This is a genomic window from Nakamurella sp. GG22, assembly GCF_052976845.2.
Genome location: NZ_JBRIIO020000002.1, coordinates 203,419 through 221,075, shown reverse-complemented (window position 1 = coordinate 221,075; position 17,657 = coordinate 203,419). Strand labels below are relative to the sequence as shown.

Sequence of the window (17,657 nt, the reverse complement as noted above, 5' to 3'; positions counted from 1 at the left end):
GCCCGGTGACGACCGAGCAGCCCCGGCGCCGCGCCGTGGTGCTCCGCGGTCGGCCGCTGCCCACCGACCGCGCGGCCGTGATGGCGATCGTCAACCGCACACCGGACTCGTTCTTCGATGCCGGGGCGACCTTCGACGAGCCCGCCGCCCTCGACGCGGTGCACGTCGCGGTGGACGAGGGCGCCGATCTGGTGGACATCGGCGGGGTGAAAGCCGGCGTCGGCCGGGAGGTCGACATTGCCGAGGAGATCCGGCGGGTGGTGCCCTTCATCGGTCGGGTTCGCGAGCTGTTCCCCGATCTGGTGATCAGCGTCGACACCTGGCGCTCCCCGGTGGCGACGGAGGCGTGCCTCGCCGGCGCCGACCTGATCAACGACACCTGGGCGGGCGCCGATCCGGCGCTGGCGGAGGTCGCGGCACGGTTCGGCGCAGGAATCGTCTGTTCGCACACCGGAGGAGCCGCACCCCGCACCAACCCGTACCGGGTGTCCTACCGCGACATCGTCACCGCCGTCATCGAGGAGACCACCGCCGCTGCCGCCAGGATGGTCACGGCCGGTGTTCCCATCGCAGGCATTCTGATCGATCCCACCCACGACTTCGGCAAGAACACCTGGCACGGCCTCGAGCTGGTCAACCGCACCGATGAACTGGTCGCCACCGGCTGGCCCGTCCTGATGGCGTTGTCCAACAAGGACTTCGTCGGAGAAACACTGGACCTCCCGGTCGACCAGCGGCTGGAGGGCACGCTCGCCGCGACGGCCATCGCCGCCTGGCAGGGCGCCGCCATCTTCCGGGCCCACCAGGTCCGCCCCACCCGCCGGGTCGTCGACATGGCAGCAGCCATCAGCGGCACGCGAGCGCCGTTGGCGGCGCGCCGCGGATTGGTCTGACGCAACCGCGATCCGGCTGCGGGCCATCAGCCGGGGCGACGTCGTCGGCGTCCGCGCTCGTCCCCGCCTCGCCACCGCGGCACTGTCGGACCGGCATGGCACGATCGAGCGGTGACCACAGTTCTGCAGTACCTCGTGATCGCCGCCGTGATCGGCCTGGTGATCTTCGGCATCGCGGTGGTCATCTTCGGCAGAGGCGAACAGATGGCGCCGCTGTCCCCGCGCACCTCACCCACCGAACTGCCCGACGTCGGCATGACCGGGGACGACGTCAGGTCGATGAGATTCGCGATGGCCTTGCGCGGCTACCGGATGAGCGACGTCGATTGGGCACTCGAGCGGATGGCCGACGAAGTGGATCGATTGAAGGCCCAGGTCACAGCGCTGTCCGGCGGGTCGGAGCGGCAGGATCCCGCTCCGAAGGACACCGGAGCCGAGACCCTCGTGTCCACCTCGGGCCCGACGCCTCCACACGATCGAACCACCGATCCGGCCACCGATGCGGGGACCGATCAGGTTCCCGACGCCACCACTGAGATCAGCAGCGGAGCGCGATCATGACCGTGCGGGTAGAGGCGTCCGTCGTACTGCGCGCCGATCCGGAAGCGGCATTCGCGGCCATGGCCGACGTCCGCGCGCAGGAGAAATGGATCTTCGCGACGACCATGTACGCCGTCGAGAGTGCGGCATCTCCTCCGCAGGTCGGCTCCCGGATCGCGGCCTTCACCGGCTTCTGGAGCATCGGGTTCCTAGACACCATGACGGTGACCGAATATGACCCGCCGCGGCGCTGGGTGATGGACAAGGACGGCGCACTGCTGCACGGCGTCGGCATCATGCAGGTCGAGCCGCTCCCCGAGGGTTGCCGCGTCAGCTGGGTCAACGAGCTCGATCTGCCCTTCGGGATCCTGGGACGGATCGGTTGGCCGGTCGCCCGGCCGCTCGCCCGGCTCGCCTTGACGGCGGCGCTCCGCCGGATGGGCCGGCTCATCGACAAAGGTGTCCTTCCCCTGGCCGCGGCCCCTGCTCCGGAGCTCCACAACCCACCCGGTCCGCACGCCGTGACGACATGACCGCGGACCCGCAGGCGTCCGCTGCGACAGGTGAAGCGCAGGTGCCGGCGCCTACCCGCGTCGGTGAGGACGGCCGGGTCCGTTGCTGGTGGGGGAGCAGTGCACCGGAATACCTCGACTACCACGACCAGGAGTGGGGAGTCCCGCTGCACGGGGACGACGCCCTGTACGAACGGCTCTGCCTCGAAGCGTTCCAGTCGGGTCTGAGCTGGTTGACCATCCTGCGCAAGCGTGCCGACTTCCGGCGTGCGTTCGACGGTTTCGTCATCGACCGGGTTGCCGGCTATGACAACACGGACGTCGATCGGTTGATGGCCGACGCGTCGATCGTGCGCAACAGGGCCAAGATCGAGGCTGCGCTGAACAACGCCCGGATCGCCGCCGAGATGGACCCCGGGTTGGACGAACTGCTGTGGTCCTTCGCGCCGTCATCGCCCCCCAGCCGTCCGTCGACGGTCGCCGATCTCCAGGCGATCACGCCCGAGTCGAAGGCGATGGCGAAGGAACTCAAGCGTCGGGGGTTCAGGTTCTTCGGCCCTACGACGGCCTATGCCCTGATGCAGGCCACGGGAATGGTGGACGACCACGTCAGAGGGTGCTGGCGCGCGGCCGACTGAGCCCTACAGACCTGAGAACCGGTCCGATGGATCAGCGCGCAGCAGTCGCGCCGCGCTTGCCGCGGGGCTGAAGTGCCGGCTTCTCGGGTGTTGCGGAGCCACGGGCGGTCTTGACCGGCCGGGCCGAACGCGACGGCGACTTGTTGGCGGCGGGCCGACTGGCGGCTGGTTCTTCAGCGGCGCCGGAAACGGCGGCTTCCCGAGTCCGCGAGCCATCGGTGTCCGAGCCATCGGTGTCTGAGCTATCGGTGTCCGAGACGGCAGGCTGTCCGTCCTCGGAGGTCGCATTGTCGGTTTCAGAACTGCTCGCGCTGTCCTCGCCGCCGGACACATTGATGACTGCGACGCCGGATTCGAGATCGATCCGCAGGTCGCCGTCCTTGGCGTTACCCTCTTCCTCGCGTCGCGCGGCCTTCGCCTGGCGTTCCTCGAGTTCGTGGCGCATGCCGGGGTTGAACAGCGCCCCCAGTTCACCCATCGGTCCCACCAGGCCAGGCTACGGCACCGTCGCACGACCGGCGCTGCCGACGCGGGCCGGGGATTTCACCGTCCGCTGAACCGCGGAGGGCGCTTCTCGACGAAGGCGGTGATGGCTTCGTGATGGTCCGGAGAGGCGAAGCATTCGACCTGGGCCCGATCCTCGAAGGCGAGGGTGGAGGCCAGGTCGGACTGGGCGCCGTGCTGCAGAGATGCCTTGATCCAGCTGTAGGCGCGCGTCGGTCCGGCAGCCAGCCTGGCCGCGAGGGTCGCGACGGCGTTGCCCAGTTCCGCATCCGGGACGACGTCGTCGACCATTCCTATTCGCAGCGCCTCCGTTGCACCGACCCGCTCGCCGAGCAGCATCATCCGGGAGGCGCGGCCGTGACCGATCAGTCTCGGCAGCACGAAGGAGGCTCCCGTGTCGGCCGAGAGCGCCACACCGGCGAAGGCCATCGAGAACGACGCCGATTCGGCGGCGATCCGCAGGTCGCACGCGAACGCCAGCCCCGCGCCGGCGCCGGCGGCTGCGCCGTTCACCGCGGCGACGACCGGTTTCGGCATCCCGGTCACCGCGACGACCAGCGGGTTGTAGAACTCGCTGACGGTCGTGCCCACCCGCGGGTCACCGGCGGAGACCAACGCGAGATGCTCCTTGAGATCCTGGCCGGAACAGAACGCGCGTCCGGCACCGGTGATCACCACCGCCCGGACCGAGGGATCGCGCGCAGCGGCGTCCAGCGCTTCCAGCAGGGCCGCCTTCAGGGCCAGGTTGAACGAGTTGAACGCGGACGGCCGGTTGAGCGTCACCGTCCGGACGCCCGCGGCGTCGGCGACCAGGACCGGCGGCCCAGCGGCCGGATCGGACGGTGACGACTGCTCGGTGGTCATCGCGGTGGTCTCCTCGGGGTGCGGCGAATGCTTCCTGGCAAGAGTGTCGGTCGGGCGGCCGAACGGCGTCCATCATCGCCCGCCGGCCGAAGGCGCGTGGGATCCGGCCGTGGACCGGAGCCGTGGAACCATGCCCCTGATCCGCCCAGCCGACCCGTAAAGATCGCCGGAGTTACCCCCGGCAAGGCCCGATCATCCCGCCGGAGGGCGGTTTTTCTGCGGATCGGCGTACCTGGTTTCAAACAATGCGCCCTCATGAGGGAGAATGGAGCGTCCGCGGTGAGCCGCGGCGATACGCCGAACGGAACGCCGTCCGGCCGAAAGATTCACGTGAGTTCTGGAGGGAGTCGCACATGGCGGCCATGAAGCCCCGTACCGGGGATGGTCCTCTCGAAGTGACCAAGGAGGGCCGCGGCATCGTCATGCGTGTTCCGTTGGAAGGCGGTGGGCGGCTGGTCGTTGAGATCTCCGCCGACGAGGCCTCCGCCTTGGGTGATGCGCTGAAGGCTGTCGTCGTCAAGTAGGACGATTTTCGGCACGCAAAGTGGTTCCGAGCACCGCGCTTCCGCCCGGGACCCGATCCTCGATTCCAGGGATCGGGTCCCGGGCGTTTCCGTGCCTGTATGGAACCAGCTGTGCCTGTATGGAACGAGCTGTGCCTGTATGGAACGAGCCGTGCCTGGGTGGAACGAGCCGTGCCTGCGTGGAACGAGTCGTGCCTGGGTGGAACGAGCCGTGCCTGGGTGGAACGAGCCGTGCCTGCATGGAACGAGCCGTGCCTGCGCGGAACGAGTCGTGCCTGCATCGAACGAGCCGTGCCCGATCCGCTCAGCCCACCACGGACCGGTAGAGCCCCACGGTCTGCTCGGCGATGGCCGTCCAGCTGAACTCGTCGACCGCCCGCCCGCGACCGGCCATTCCGTACGCCCGAGCGCGTTCCGGGTCGCGGACCAGGTCGTTGACCGCCGTCGCGAGGTCCTGCTCGAAAGCCCGGCCGTCCAGGCTGTCGTAGTGCACCAGCAGGCCGGTCTCCCCGTTGTTGACCACTTCGGGGATCCCGCCGACATCGCTGGCCACCACGGCCGCGCCGCAGGCCATCGCCTCGAGGTTGACGATTCCCAGCGGCTCGTACACCGACGGGCAGACGAAGACCGTCGAGGCCGACAGCACCTGCTTCACCTCGGGCAACGTCAGCATTCCGTCGAACCAGAAGACGCCGGGCCGCCTGGCCTGCAGCTCGGCGATCGCAGCAGCGGTTTCCTCGGCGATCTCCGGGGTGTCGGGGGCTCCGGCGCACAACACCAGCTGCACGTCGGGGTCGAAGTGGTGGGTGGCCGCGACCAGGTGACCGACGCCCTTCTGCCGGGTGATCCGGCCGACGAAGGAGGCGATCGGTTTGCTGACGTCCACTCCCTTGTCGGTCAGGATCGAGCGTTCGTCGGTCCGCTGGTAGATCTCCGTGTCGATCCCGTTCCGGATGACGTGCACCTTCTCCGGGTCGAGCGCCGGGTAGCTCTCGAGGATCCCGGCGCGCATGCCGGAGGAGACCGAGATGATCGCGTCGGCACCCTCGTAGGCGGTCTTCTCAGCCCACGACGACACCCGGTATCCGCCACCGAGTTGTTCGGCCTTCCACGGCCGGTGCGGCTCGAGCGAATGCGCCGTGATGACGTGCGGGACCCCGTGCAGCAACTTGCCGATGTGACCGGCCATGTTCGCGTACCAGGTGTGCGAGTGCAGCAGTTCGACGTTGCCGGTGGCCGCCACCATGGACAGGTCGACGGACAGCGTGGTGAGAGCGGGGTTCGCCCCGATCAGGTCGGGAGCCGGCTGGTGCCCGGTTGCGCCCGGCCGGTCGTCGCCGAACGCATGCACGTCGACGTCGATCAGCTTGCGGAGTTCGCGGGCGAGGTATTCGACGTGAACACCGGCCCCTCCATAGACATCTGGCGGGAATTCACGGGTCAGGATCGCGGTATGCACGTCGGCAATCTATCCAGAGCCCCCGTCGTGCGCAGGCTGAACCCGGCCGAACGGAACGCGGTTCGGGCACTGTGGGACGAAACGCCGCCGCCTGCCGCCGAACGGTGGGTCCCGCGTGCGAGTCCAACAGGGCGCCGCTAGGGTCAGCGCCATGGCCAAGCCCAAGGTTCTCGGCATCGTGTTGGCAGGCGGCGAAGGAAAAAGGTTGTGGCCCTTGACGGCCGACCGCGCCAAACCGGCGGTGCCCTTCGGCGGTAACTTCAGACTCATCGATTTCGTGCTGTCGAACCTGGTGAACGCCGGGTATCTCAAGATCTGTGTGCTGACGCAATACAAGTCGCATTCACTCGACAGGCACATCACCACCACCTGGCGGATGAGCCAGATGATCGGCAACTACGTCACGCCGGTTCCCGCGCAGCAGCGTCTCGGGCCCCGTTGGTACACCGGCTCGGCGGATGCCATCCTGCAGTCGCTGAACCTCGTGTACGACGAGAAGCCCGACTACCTCGTCGTTTTCGGTGCTGATCACGTCTACCGCATGGACCCGTCGCAGATGGTTACCGACCACATCGCCACCGGTGCGGAGGCCACCGTCGCCGGGATCCGGGTGCCACGGCACGAGGCGACCGCGTTCGGGGTGATCAAGACCGCCGCAGACGGCATCCGCATCGACGAGTTCCTGGAGAAGCCGGCGGATCCGCCGTCGGTGCCCGACGATCCGGACGTGGCCTACGCGTCCATGGGCAACTACGTGTTCTCCACCGACGCGCTGATCGAGGCACTCAAGATCGACGCGGCCGACGAGTCGTCCATCCATGACATGGGCGGCAACATCATTCCGTATTTCGTCAACCGCGGCAGCGCCCACGTGTACGACTTCGCCCGCAACGACGTCCCCGGCGCCACCGACCGGGACCGTGGCTACTGGCGCGACGTCGGCACGCTGGACGCCTACATGGACGCGCACATGGACCTGGTGTCGATCGAGCCGATCTTCAATCTGTACAACCGGGACTGGCCCATCCTCAGCTTCCCGGCCGCGCTGCCGCCGGCGAAGTTCGTCGAGAACGGGACGGCCCGCGACTCGATGATCGGGGCGGGCACGATCGTGTCCGGCGCCACGGTCACGAAGTCCGTCGTCAGCGACGACGTCAGGATCGGTACCGGCGCGAAAGTGGACGGCTCGGTCATCCTGCCGGGCGTCCGGATCGGCCGGAATGCGGTGGTGCGCAACAGCATCCTGGACAAGAACGTCATCGTGCCGGACGGTGCATCGGTCGGCGTCGACGCGGACCTGGACAGTGACCTGTACTCGGTGAGCCCGGGTGGCATCACCGTCGTGGGCAAGGGCGTGACGATCGGCAAGGGCAAGTCCTGAGGCGCGGCCGCTCCCCGTCAGGGGAGCGGCACGCCGTCAGGGCGTCGGGTGCGGCAGGCGCGCCGGGCAGCCCTTTGTCATGAAGTCTGCGCTGTACTCGAAATGCCAGGCCTCGTTGTCGTAGATCCGGCACCACCCCAACGAGCCCTTGGTCCTCTCGAGCCAGGTGTAGGCGGCATAGGGCTGGACGTCGATGGCCAAGCCCAGCACGTGCGCCGACTTCGCGGGCGGCAGGACGTACTGCGCCGCCATCGCCGCGCCGTACTGGGTGACGTACTCGTCGTAGGTCTCCTGTTGCTGCGCCCGGCTCCGCTTGCCGTCCGCCAGGCACATCTCGATGTCGGCGGCCGCGGCCGCCGCGTCGGCGGCGAGCCAGGCCGCGGCGGCGTCGGCGCGCATACCGGTCGGCTTCTCGTCGGCGTACTGCTCGTTGCCCTTGCAGCGCGGTCCGCCGTCGTCACCCGGGCGGTCGGGGTCGGCCGGGTCGGAGCCGGCGGCTGCCGCAGCTGCCGCAGCATTCCTTGCCGATTGCGCGGCCGCCGACGATGCGGCCCGGGCCGCCGCGGAGGCGCTCGCCGCCCTCGAGGCGTCCGCTTCCCGTGAGGACGCGGCCGCGGACGCTGCCGCCTCGGCCGCCGACGACCGCGACGCCTCGGCCGCGGAGCGGGCGACGGCCGCGGAGGACGACGCAACCGCGGCCGCGGACGACGCGGCAGCCGCCGAAGCGGCGGATGCCGACAACACCGCTGCCGACGAGGCCGCGGCGGCAGCAGACGACGACGCGAGCAACTCGGACTCCGACGCGCCACACCCGCCCAGTGCGAGGCCGGCGGCGAGTACAGCGGCGGATGCGACGGCGCCGGCCCGGGTGAGCGAGCGGCCCCGGGTCACCGGCGGTTGACCGCCGCGAGCAGGCCGTCGCCCAGCGGGATCATCACGGCGGCGAGAGTCTCGTCGTCACGGATGAGCCGGCCGGCCTCGCGCACCGCAACGGTCTCGTCATCGCGCTGGGTCGGATCGGCCACCTTGTCGCCCGCCAGAGCACCGTCGATCACGAGCACCCCGCCCGGGCGGAGCAACCGGAGCGCCTCGGCGACGTACTGCGGGTACTCGGTCCGGGCGCCGTCCACGAACACCAGGTCGTAGGCACCGTCGGTCAGCCGGGGCAGGACGTCCAGCGCGCGGCCGTTGATCAACCTGGTCCGGGTGGCACCGACGCCGGCCTCGGTGAAGGCCTTCTTGGCCGCCCGGTGGTGCTCCGCCTCGACGTCGATGGAGGTGAGGATTCCGTCCGCGGCCATCCCGGCGAGCAGGTGGAGTCCGCTGACGCCGGCACCGGTGCCGATCTCCACCACGGAGCGGGCACCGATCGCGGCGGCCAGGAAGGTCAGTGCCGCGGCACCACCGGACCCGATGGGGACGCAGCCGAGGTCGGCGGCGCGGCCACGGGCGGCGAGCACGACTTCACCCTCCGGCACGAAGAACTCGGCGTAGGACCGGCTGGTGGTCACCGGAAACCTCCTGGCTGCGGCAAACGGGCGGGAACGGAGAACGGGAGGAGATGCGGGCAACCGGAACCATCGCAGATCGGCGGGCCCGTGTCCCGCCGCAGAACCTACCGGCACCGGCCACCCGATCCGAACAGGCGCACCGCCGGCTGTCCGACCAGGCACGCCAGATGTGTGTTCGGCGCCGTTCACACCCCGCTCACAACCATCCCAGGAACAATCATCGGACTGCGGTCGTTCGACCGTTCAGACCCCGGAGGTGGTTTCGCTGTACAGCCTGCCCGTGCCGATCGGCCCTTCTGCGGCCGGTCCCGACGCGTCATCAGCAGATGACGCGCTCGAAACGGCGCCCGACAGTGCGCCTGCCGCATGGACCCCGCCACCCTGGGAAGACATCGTTCGTGAGCACGGCGACCGCGTGTACCGCCTCGCTTACCGGCTCTCGGGCAACACGCACGACGCCGAGGACATCACCCAGGAGACCTTCATCAGGGTCTTCCGCGCCCTGGACAACTACCGCCCCGGCTCGTTCGAGGGGTGGCTGCACCGCATCACCACCAACGTCTTCCTGGATCTCGTCCGGCGCCGGCAACGCATCCGGATGGAGGCCCTGCCGGAGGAGACGGACCGGATCGCCGGCAAAGAGCCCTCCCCGGAGCAGGCCTTCAGTGATGCCAACCTCGATCCCGATCTGCAGGCGGCGCTGGACGACCTGCTGCCCGAGTTCCGGGCCGCCGTGGTGCTCTGCGACGTCGAGGGCCTCACCTATGAGGAGATCGGCGAGACCCTCGGGGTGAAACTGGGTACCGTGCGATCGCGTATCCATCGGGGCCGGTTGGCCCTGCGGTCAGGTCTCGAACGACGGCGCGCGGAGCGTGCCGACCAGAACGGTCCGGTCGACAGGAGTGGTTCGGAGGCGGTGCGATGACAGCGGGTTTCTCGGATCACCTCAATCTCGACGCCGTCGTCGCCTTCGCCGACGGCGAGATGCCGTTGGTCGCCTACCAACGTGCCGCGGCGCATGTCGCCCGGTGCCCGCAGTGTGAGTACGAGGTCAATCAGCAGGTCGCGGCGCGTTCGTGGCTGCGTGCCGCCGGTACGCCGTCGATGCCGCCGAGCCTGTTGGACAGTCTCAAGTCGATCCCCGTGGCGCTGCCCGCGGACCGGCCGGTCGGTGACGTCACGATCGACCCGCGCACGGGCCGTGCGGTCCGTCCCGGCGATGATTCCCGCAGCGCCCACCTGGCCAGGCGATTCCGGTTCCTCGGAGCCGGTGCGCTGGTTGCCGGGCTCGCCATGGGCGCCCTGGTGGCGGGGGCCGAGCAGGCCGACAGGGACCGCCCGGGCAGCGACCACCTGGTCAGCGGGGTCGAGACGCAGTTCGTCGTACCGGTCGAATTGCACAGGCCGTAGCCCGGGTTCCGGAGAATTCAGTACCGCCGGTCAGCGCCTGTCGAGAGGTCACCGCACAGATGAACACCCCCGATCCGGGCGAGTCCGCCACCGGCGGGACGCCCGCGGAGCCGCTCGTCCCGGCAGGCGCTACCGCCTCCCGCAACGGCCGTCCGCGGCTGGACCCGAAGCCGCTGTGGAAGCCACCTGTCGATCCGTTGCAGGCGGGTGCGTTCGGCCGTCCGGGAGGAGTGGGTGGGTCCTTCGCGCCGCGCCGATCGAACGGCCCGGTCCCGCTGGGTGCGGCGCCGGTGCCCGAGTACCTCGAGGACGCCTTCGGCCGGCCGGCGGGATCGCTCGAGAGCCTTCCCCGGCCGCTCACCGCGAACGCCGGCTCCGAGACACTCGACCCGCCTCCCGATCCGTGGTCGGACCCGACCGCCGGCGCCCGGCTCGGCCCTCCTGCGCTCCGGCCCGATCAGGCGCCGTCGCCGGAACTGCAACCGGCGGAACGGTTCTCGTTCCGGCAGGCGCTGTTCGATCGCAAGCTGCGGCCCTCGGCGCTGATCGGGCTGCTGGTGACGGCGCTGGTCATCGGCGGGGTCGGTGCCGTCATTGGGGTGCTGGCCGCGAACCGGCTGCCGGCCAGTGTGACCGACCCGCAGTTCCAGCTCGCCGCCGTCGCACCGTCGGTCAACCGGGAGCCGGGGTCGGTCGCCGACATCGCCGCGCGGGTGCTGCCGTCCGTCGTCTCCCTGGAGATCCGGACCGGTGATGTCGGCGAGACCGGTTCCGGCGTGGTGATCGACCGCAACGGCTACATCCTGACGAACAACCACGTCGTGTCCACCGCGGCAACCGACCCGTCGGCGGAGCTGACGGTCATCTTCGACGACGGCAAGCAGAGCCGGGTGCCGGGCATCATCGTCGGGCGCGACCCGTTGACCGACCTCGCCGTGCTCAAGGTCGACGTCAGCGGCGCCACCGTCGCCCAGCTGGGCGACTCCGCATCGCTCTCGGTCGGGGATCCGGTCATCGCCATCGGATCGCCGCTCGGACTCGCCGGGACCGTCACCACCGGCATCGTCTCCGCGAAGGACCGGCCCGTGCGGCTGCAGGGTGGCGGCTCGGACACCGACGCCGTCATCGACGCCGTGCAGACCGACGCCGCGGTGAACCCGGGCAACTCCGGTGGGCCGCTGGTGAACTCGGCCGGTGCCGTGGTGGGCATCAACACCGCGATCAGGACGTTGGGCGGTGAGTCGAGCGGCTCGATCGGACTCGGCTTCGCCATCCCGATCACCATGGCCAGGAGCGTCGCCGAGCAGATCATCAAGTCCGGAACCGTGCAGCACTCCACCATGGGGGTCAACGCCCGGTCGGCGACCGACGGCGTGACGGACGGCGCGCAGGTGCAGAACGTCCAGCAGGACGGGCCGGCCGCCGCAGCCGGCATCGCCGAGGGCGACGTCATCACCAAGGTCGGGGACCGGTCGGTGGGCAACGCCGACGAGCTGGTGGTCGCCGTCCGGCAGAACGCGGTCGGCAGCACGGTTCCCGTCGTGTTGCTGCGCGACGGCCGGCAGATGACGGTGAACGTCACGCTGGCCGCCCAGTAACGCAGCACGGCGTCCGGACCCGATCGGTCGCAGCCGGCGTCACGACGGCGCGGGCTATCCTGGCCCGGTCGGTCCGACAAGGGAGGAGGCCGGCATATGTTCGGCCTGTCCTGGGGTCAGATCGCCATCATCGTGCTCGTCGGCGTCTTCGTGCTCGGTCCGGAGCGCATCCCGACCGCTGTGAGCTGGGTGATGACCACCCTGCGCAAGGTGCGGACGATGGCCGCCGGGGCGCAGGCCGAACTGCGCCGCGAGATCGGCCCCGAGCTCGACGAGCTACGGCGCCAGGTCGCCGACCTGCAGTCGCTCAAGGAGATCCAGGATCTCCGCGACCTGCGGGACCTGCACCCCAAGCGGCTGATCGGGAAGAACATCCTGGGTGACGAGTTCTCCGGCGGCATCACCGGATTTCTGGGGCTGGGTGCCCAACCGGATGCGCCGACCGGGGCGGATCCCTCGGCAACCAACGGCAGCACGGGCAACGGCAGCACGGGCAACGGCAGTGCGACCAATGGCAGCGACGGGACACTGCCGCACCTGCCGCCTTCAATGGTCAAGCAGAGTCAACCCGCACCGACGCTCGCCGCCCCCAAGCTGGTCGGCGGCGCACCACCGCGCCCGGTGCGAACCCTGGAAGACGGGGAGCGCCCACCGTTCGACCCCGACGGCACCTGACGCATCCTGCTCTGCCGAGCGAGCCCTCAAAGACTGGCGAGCCGGACTATCGACGGGCCGGCGCGATCCCCAGTGAGACCCCTGCTAGCGGGCGGCTCTTCGCGGCCAGCGCGCTCGCCACTCCGTTGAGCGCCTCGGTCGCCGGACTCGAACCGGCAGCCAGCACCAGCGGGACGCCGGCGTCACCGGCGGTGCGCAGTTCGACCTCCAGCGGGATCCGCCCGAGGAACGGCACCGTCGTTCCGGTCAGCCGGCTCAGCGAGTCCGCGACGGTCTGCCCACCGCCGGCGCCGAAGATCTCCAGCACGGTGCCGTCGGGCAGCGTCATCGCCGACATGTTCTCGACGACACCCGCGATCCGCTGACGGGTCTGAGTGACGATCGCACCCGCCCGTTCGGCCACCTCGGCGGCGGCCGTCTGCGGGGTGGTGACGACCAGGATCTCGGCGGTGGGGATCAGCTGTGCGGTGGAAATGGCGATGTCGCCGGTGCCGGGCGGCAGGTCGAGCAGCAGCACGTCCAGGTCGCCCCAGAAGACGTCGGCGAGGAACTGCTGCAGGGCCCGGTGCAGCATCGGCCCACGCCAGACGACGGGCACGTTGCCGTCCACGAACATGCCGACGCTGATCACCTTGATGCCGTGCGCGAGCGGCGGCAGGATCATCTCGCCGACCCTGGTCGGCCGTGCGGTCACGCCCAGCATGCGCGGGATGGAGAAGCCGTAGACGTCGGCGTCCAGGACACCTACCGCCAGTCCCTTGGCCGCCAGCGCGGCGGCGAGGTTGACGGTCACCGTCGACTTTCCCACCCCGCCCTTGCCGGATGCGATCGCGTAGACCCGGGTGCGCGACTCCGGGCGGGCGAAGGGGATCTCCTTGGTCGCGCCACCCCGCAGGTTGTCGCGCAGCGCGGTGCGCTGATCGTCGGTCATCACACCCAGGGTCAACCGCAGGTCGGTCACTCCGGGCACCGCGCGAACGGCCGCGGTGACGTCGTTGGTGAGCGTGTCGCGCAGCGGGCACGCCGCGATGGTCAGCAACACGGTCAGCGTGACGACGCCGTCCGCGTCCACCGTGAGGGTGTCGACCATCCCGAGGTCGGTGATCGGCCGCCGGATCTCGGGGTCCTTGACGGTGGCGAGCGCGGTACGAACGTCCTCGGCGGTGACAGCCATGGTTCCTTCTGGGGGATAGCGGGACTGGAAAACTGGTCCGGCCGCGGCGCGCAGGGAGCGGCAGCGGCGGTTCCAGGCTACGTCAGCGGGCGGACCGGCCCGGCACACGGCCGACGCCCGCATGTTGCGTTCGATGAGCCCGCTCCCATGGCTTGCACACGTCTGTGTGCAAGCATGAATTGACTAGGAGGTGGTCTGTTGTGACCTCACCGATCGGATTCCGTGGAACAGCGGCAGTGCCAAATCTGCCGACCCCGCCCACCGGGTTTGCGGTCGCTGCGTACCCCACGTACGCCAGCGCGCAAGCCGCGGTCGAGCATTTGATCAAGCAGAACTTCAACATCCAGGACGTCACCATCGTCGGCTCGGACCTGCAGCTGGTGGAGCGGGTGACCGGCCGGCTGACGGCCGGCAAACTCGCCGCCGCCGGTGCCGCGTCGGGCGCGTGGGTCGGCCTGTTCGTCGGCCTGCTGATGTTCGTGTTCTCGCCGGTGCAGGGCGGCATCCTGCTGCTCATCCTGGCGTCCGTCGCCATCGGCGCCGTCTTCGGCTCCGTCATGGGCTATCTCGGCTACTCGGTGGCCAAGGGCAGGCGCGACTTCACCTCGGCGTCCCAGGTGGTCGCCCGCCGGTACGACGTGCTGTGCCAACCGCGGACCGCGGAGCAGGCGCGCGACATCCTGTCCCGGATGGAGCTCGGCCGACGGGGCTGACGCCCTCCGACCCGAAACAGCGAAGCGGCCCGCCTCCGGAAACGGAGGCGGGCCGATCTGCGTGCTGCGACAGGCTCAGGCGAGGGCCTTGGCCTTCAGCTGGTCGAACTCGGCCTGGTTGATCGTGCCGCTGTCCAGCAGAGCCTTCGCATCGGAGATGTGCTCCGCCGGCGACTTGCCGCCGCCGCTGTTCGCGGCGACATGCTTGATGTAGGCGTCGGTCTCGCTACGGGCTTCCTTGACCGCCGCCACCTGACGCTCGGACATACCGCGGCCGCGGGCGATGATGTAGACCAGCGCGGTCAGGTAGGGCACGAAGATCAGGAAGACGATCCAGACCGCCTTCAGCCAGCCGCTGAGCTCCCGATCGCGGAACAGGTCCGTCAGGATGTAGAAGAGGACGAAGAGGTAGGCGACGAAGACGAAGCTCCAGATCACCACCCAGATGACGCTCCAGAAGTTTTCCATCTCTGCTTTCCTCCAGTTCGTGGCCGGGTCAGCCCGACCGGTGTGACCACTGCGCGGTTGTGTACTTCTGCGGACGAATCGGGCGGCGCGCCCAATCCGCACAGGATCGTGGCACACGGGACGACCCGTGCAGAACACATCGTGCGCCTGGCGAGCTACATTTTGGTCACAACTCGACCAAAGGCACGTGAATCCACCCATCCGGCAGGCAATCTCGCCCGAAGTGGGTAGCCTCCCGCGCGATCTACAGCCAGCCGCGCCGGCGTAGCAGCAGGAACAGCAGCGCGCACATCCCGAGGATGATCCCGAGCGCCATGGGATACCCGTAGGTCCAGCTCAGTTCGGGCATGTGTTCGAAGTTCATCCCGTAGATGCCGGCGATTGCGGTGGGCACCAGGGCGATCGCGGCCCACGCGGAGATCTTCCGCATGTCCTCGTTCTGCCGGGTGGTGACTTCGGCGAGGGCGGCACTGACCAGGGTGGTCAGCATTTCGTCGAAGTTCGACACGCGTTCGGTGACCACCGAGAGGTGGTCCTCGACGTCCCGGAAGTATTCGCGGATCTCGGCGGGTACCAGCTGGTGCGGAGTCCCGGACAGTGCGCGCAGCGCCGGCGTGAGCGGTGTCACCGCGCGTCGGAGACCCAGGATCTCCCGCTTCAGCAGGTAGATCTGCTCAATGTCGACGGACTTCTCGGTGGTGAAGATGGAGTTCTCCATCTCGTCGATGTCGTCCTCGACCGCCTCGACGACGGAGACGTACTCGTCGATGATGCGGTCGGCGATCGCGTGCATGACGGCCGCCGGCCCGATCGCCAGCTGCTCGGGGTCGGCCTCGAGCCCGGCCCGCACCCCGGTCAGCTGCGAGTGCGCGCCGTGCCGCACGGTGATGATGAAGTCCGCGCCCAGGAACACCATGATCTCGCCGTTCTGGACGATCTCGACGGCCGAACCGGCGGTGTGCTCGACGTAACAGACCGTCTTGAGGACCAGGAACAGCGAGTGTTCGTACCGGTCCATCTTGGGCCGCTGATAGGCCTGGACCGCGTCTTCGACGGCCAGCTCGTGCAGACCGAAGAGTTCAGCGACGACCGTCATCTCGTCGGTGTCCGGCTCGTGCAGACCGATCCAGACGAAACCGCGGCCTTCGGTGCGGACCCTGGTGATCGCCTCGATCGGGTCGAAACACCCAGGGGCGCGTTTGCCGTCGAAGTAGGCGGCGCAGTCGACGACCGATTCCGAGCGGAGCATCGGTTGGTGTGCCGGCTCGACACGGGAGGGCGGCCGGACGATCGTCATCCGATGCCTGCGGGCAGTCGGGGTAAACGACGGCAGGGATGGCAGCGACGGCAATACGGGCACGACGGACACCTCCGTTCCTCCGGATCAGGGCAGCGCCGACCCCCGAAGGCGCATCTGCACAGGTCACGGTACTCGCGGGGACGTCGAAACGTCCCGTTCAGCCGCCCGCCTGTCGACCTCCCCACATCGGGACAACCGGCCGCCGGTGTCCGGGTCACGACTCGGGGCCTTGAGTGGCATGACGCTCACAGCCGGACACGTCCTTCCGCGCGCCGGAGAACGAGCCGCCGGAGCGACCGTGCAGGATGGGAGCGATGCGCATCGACCTGCACGCCCACTCGACCGCCTCGGACGGCACCGACAGTCCGGCGGGGTTGATGGCCGCCGCCGCGGCCGCCGGGCTGGACGTCGTGGCGATCACCGATCACGACACCACCAACGGGTGGGAACCCGCGCTCGAGGCGAGGCCGCCGGGACTCAGCGTCATCCGCGGTGCCGAGTTCTCGACCGTCGCACCGGTCGATGGCCGGCCGGTCAGCGTTCATGTGCTGGGTTACCTGTTCGACCCGGACGCGCCGGCGATCGTCGCCGAACACGTCCGGCTGCGGGAAGAGCGGCTGCAGCGCGGAATGGCGATCGTTCGGAAGATGGTCGACGCCGGCCTGCCGATCTCGACCGAGCAGGTGATGACGATCGCCGACGGGGCGCCGATCGGCCGGCCGCACATCGGCCAGGCGCTCGTCGCATCCGGCGTGGTCGCCTCCGTCAACGAGGCGTTCGCGACGTACCTGGCCGGCAACGGGCGGTTCTACGTCCGCAAGGCCGACACTGACCTGCCGACGGCGGTACGGATGATCACTGCGGCCGGAGGCGTGTCGGTGATCGCCCATCCGCGCGGCCGCGGTGAGTACCGGGCACTGACGTTCGACTACATCGCGATGCTGGCCGGCCAGGGCCTCGGTGGTCTCGAGGTCGACCATCCCGACCACGGGCCGGCCGACCGCGCCGAGCTGCACGCCATCGCCGACCGGCTCGGGCTGTTGAAGACAGGGTCGTCGGATTATCACGGGCACAACAAGCTGCTCCGCCTCGGTCAGGAGACCACTCCGCAGGAGACGCTGGCCGCGATCGTCGAGCGCAGCAACGGGGTCACCTGCCCGGTCGGTCCGGCCGGCGCGGGTCGGTGACCGGCTCGCGCACCCGCCTGCTCGATGCGCTCGCCGGCCTGCTGGCGGCCGGACTGCTGGTGATCGGCGTGGTGCTGCTGCTGGCGGAGCTGATCGCGCCGACGGCACTGCCGGCCGCAGGTTTGGGACCGGCAGCGGGTCCCGGGTGGTCGAGTGTGCTGGCGCACCTGGTGGTGGGCGGTGCGGGCGAGGTGGTCGTCCGGCTGCGCGACCGGTGGCCCGTCGGCGTCCGCGCCGGCGCCGATGCGGCCGTCATCGTCGCGGTGCTTGCCGTGCTGTGGTGGCACTGGTGGCCGTGAGTGCAGG

21 protein-coding genes are annotated in these 17,657 nt (G+C 69.5%); 13 read left to right on the top strand and 8 right to left on the bottom strand.

The features are described from left to right. Positions 1-80 precede the first annotated feature (80 nt). The 4 genes from folP (at position 81) to ACVBEQ_RS03340 (ending at position 2,583) form a co-directional block, all read left to right on the top strand. The gene (folP, locus tag ACVBEQ_RS03355; RefSeq protein ID WP_447152176.1) at positions 81-893 is read left to right on the top strand and encodes a dihydropteroate synthase; all 813 of its coding nucleotides are present in this window, start codon (positions 81-83) and stop codon (positions 891-893) included. Positions 894-1,004: 111 nt separating this feature from the next. Continuing rightward, positions 1,005-1,454 carry a DivIVA domain-containing protein gene (locus ACVBEQ_RS03350; RefSeq protein WP_447152004.1) on the top strand — a complete coding sequence of 150 codons (450 nt, stop codon included), beginning with the start codon at positions 1,005-1,007 and terminating at the stop codon, positions 1,452-1,454. Beyond that, positions 1,451-1,966 carry an SRPBCC family protein gene (locus ACVBEQ_RS03345; protein ID WP_447152003.1) on the top strand — a complete coding sequence of 172 codons (516 nt, stop codon included), beginning with the start codon at positions 1,451-1,453 and terminating at the stop codon, positions 1,964-1,966. Before ACVBEQ_RS03350 ends, ACVBEQ_RS03345 begins: the two co-directional genes overlap by 4 nt. Continuing rightward, a complete protein-coding gene (locus ACVBEQ_RS03340) occupies positions 1,963-2,583 on the top strand; it encodes a DNA-3-methyladenine glycosylase I (RefSeq protein WP_447152002.1) in 621 nt (206 codons plus the stop codon). The genes ACVBEQ_RS03345 and ACVBEQ_RS03340 overlap by 4 nt, the downstream gene beginning before the upstream one ends. Before the next feature lie 31 nt (positions 2,584-2,614). Here the strand turns inward: ACVBEQ_RS03340 and ACVBEQ_RS03335 are convergent, their stop codons facing one another. Both ACVBEQ_RS03335 and ACVBEQ_RS03330 read right to left on the bottom strand, forming a co-directional pair. Continuing rightward, positions 2,615-3,061: a DUF6191 domain-containing protein gene (locus ACVBEQ_RS03335; RefSeq protein ID WP_447152001.1), complete on the bottom strand. Its 447-nt coding sequence runs from the start codon at positions 3,059-3,061 to the stop codon at positions 2,615-2,617. Between the two features lie 65 nt (positions 3,062-3,126). Next, positions 3,127-3,951 carry an enoyl-CoA hydratase-related protein gene (locus tag ACVBEQ_RS03330; RefSeq protein WP_447152000.1) on the bottom strand — a complete coding sequence of 275 codons (825 nt, stop codon included), beginning with the start codon at positions 3,949-3,951 and terminating at the stop codon, positions 3,127-3,129. Between the two features lie 353 nt (positions 3,952-4,304). Here ACVBEQ_RS03330 and ACVBEQ_RS03325 point away from each other — a divergent pair, with 353 nt between their 5' ends. Continuing rightward, positions 4,305-4,475, top strand: a complete 171-nt coding sequence (locus ACVBEQ_RS03325) for a DUF3117 domain-containing protein (RefSeq protein ID WP_015747421.1) — start codon at positions 4,305-4,307, stop codon at positions 4,473-4,475. A 304-nt stretch (positions 4,476-4,779) separates the two neighbouring features. On the opposite strand, the gene glgA is transcribed toward ACVBEQ_RS03325, so the two are convergent. Continuing rightward, positions 4,780-5,934 carry a glycogen synthase gene (gene glgA / locus ACVBEQ_RS03320; RefSeq protein WP_447151999.1) on the bottom strand — a complete coding sequence of 385 codons (1,155 nt, stop codon included), beginning with the start codon at positions 5,932-5,934 and terminating at the stop codon, positions 4,780-4,782. A 151-nt stretch (positions 5,935-6,085) separates the two neighbouring features. On the opposite strand from glgA, the gene glgC reads away from it, so the two are divergent. Further along, on the top strand, positions 6,086-7,315 hold the full coding sequence (gene glgC / locus ACVBEQ_RS03315; protein WP_447151998.1) for a glucose-1-phosphate adenylyltransferase: 1,230 nt from the start codon (positions 6,086-6,088) through the stop codon (positions 7,313-7,315). Positions 7,316-7,351: 36 nt separating this feature from the next. On the opposite strand, the gene ACVBEQ_RS03310 is transcribed toward glgC, so the two are convergent. Both ACVBEQ_RS03310 and ACVBEQ_RS03305 read right to left on the bottom strand, forming a co-directional pair. After that, on the bottom strand, positions 7,352-8,206 hold the full coding sequence (locus ACVBEQ_RS03310; protein ID WP_447151997.1) for a D-alanyl-D-alanine carboxypeptidase family protein: 855 nt from the start codon (positions 8,204-8,206) through the stop codon (positions 7,352-7,354). Further along, positions 8,203-8,826: an O-methyltransferase gene (locus tag ACVBEQ_RS03305; protein WP_447151996.1), complete on the bottom strand. Its 624-nt coding sequence runs from the start codon at positions 8,824-8,826 to the stop codon at positions 8,203-8,205. Before ACVBEQ_RS03305 ends, ACVBEQ_RS03310 begins: the two co-directional genes overlap by 4 nt. 274 nt (positions 8,827-9,100) lie before the next feature. On the opposite strand from ACVBEQ_RS03305, the gene sigE reads away from it, so the two are divergent. The 4 genes from sigE (at position 9,101) to tatB (ending at position 12,509) form a co-directional block, all read left to right on the top strand. After that, positions 9,101-9,751 carry an RNA polymerase sigma factor SigE gene (gene sigE, locus ACVBEQ_RS03300; RefSeq protein ID WP_447152175.1) on the top strand — a complete coding sequence of 217 codons (651 nt, stop codon included), beginning with the start codon at positions 9,101-9,103 and terminating at the stop codon, positions 9,749-9,751. Beyond that, on the top strand, positions 9,748-10,236 hold the full coding sequence (locus ACVBEQ_RS03295) for a hypothetical protein (protein ID WP_447151995.1): 489 nt from the start codon (positions 9,748-9,750) through the stop codon (positions 10,234-10,236). Before sigE ends, ACVBEQ_RS03295 begins: the two co-directional genes overlap by 4 nt. A 59-nt stretch (positions 10,237-10,295) precedes the next feature. Then, positions 10,296-11,834: a S1C family serine protease gene (locus ACVBEQ_RS03290; RefSeq protein WP_447151994.1), complete on the top strand. Its 1,539-nt coding sequence runs from the start codon at positions 10,296-10,298 to the stop codon at positions 11,832-11,834. Positions 11,835-11,930: 96 nt separating this feature from the next. Next, positions 11,931-12,509 (top strand): Sec-independent protein translocase protein TatB, encoded by a 579-nt coding sequence (gene tatB, locus ACVBEQ_RS03285; RefSeq protein WP_447151993.1) that lies wholly within the window; start codon positions 11,931-11,933, stop codon positions 12,507-12,509. Between the two features lie 46 nt (positions 12,510-12,555). Here tatB and ACVBEQ_RS03280 read toward each other — a convergent pair whose 3' ends face one another. After that, positions 12,556-13,683: an Mrp/NBP35 family ATP-binding protein gene (locus ACVBEQ_RS03280; RefSeq protein ID WP_447151992.1), complete on the bottom strand. Its 1,128-nt coding sequence runs from the start codon at positions 13,681-13,683 to the stop codon at positions 12,556-12,558. A gap of 200 nt (positions 13,684-13,883) precedes the next feature. Between ACVBEQ_RS03280 and ACVBEQ_RS03275 the strand changes: the two genes are divergently transcribed. After that, positions 13,884-14,396, top strand: a complete 513-nt coding sequence (locus ACVBEQ_RS03275) for a YflT domain-containing protein (RefSeq protein WP_447151991.1) — start codon at positions 13,884-13,886, stop codon at positions 14,394-14,396. 75 nt (positions 14,397-14,471) lie between these two features. Here ACVBEQ_RS03275 and ACVBEQ_RS03270 read toward each other — a convergent pair whose 3' ends face one another. Both ACVBEQ_RS03270 and corA read right to left on the bottom strand, forming a co-directional pair. After that, a complete protein-coding gene (locus ACVBEQ_RS03270) occupies positions 14,472-14,864 on the bottom strand; it encodes an SHOCT domain-containing protein (RefSeq protein ID WP_447151990.1) in 393 nt (130 codons plus the stop codon). A gap of 244 nt (positions 14,865-15,108) precedes the next feature. Beyond that, positions 15,109-16,206 carry a magnesium/cobalt transporter CorA gene (gene corA, locus ACVBEQ_RS03265; protein WP_473163158.1) on the bottom strand — a complete coding sequence of 366 codons (1,098 nt, stop codon included), beginning with the start codon at positions 16,204-16,206 and terminating at the stop codon, positions 15,109-15,111. A gap of 272 nt (positions 16,207-16,478) precedes the next feature. Between corA and ACVBEQ_RS03260 the strand changes: the two genes are divergently transcribed. Further along, on the top strand, positions 16,479-17,351 hold the full coding sequence (locus tag ACVBEQ_RS03260; RefSeq protein ID WP_447151988.1) for a PHP domain-containing protein: 873 nt from the start codon (positions 16,479-16,481) through the stop codon (positions 17,349-17,351). Further along, entirely contained in the window at positions 17,348-17,650 is a 303-nt protein-coding gene (locus tag ACVBEQ_RS03255; RefSeq protein ID WP_447151987.1) for a hypothetical protein, read from the top strand. The genes ACVBEQ_RS03260 and ACVBEQ_RS03255 overlap by 4 nt, the downstream gene beginning before the upstream one ends. Positions 17,651-17,657: the final 7 nt, after the last annotated feature.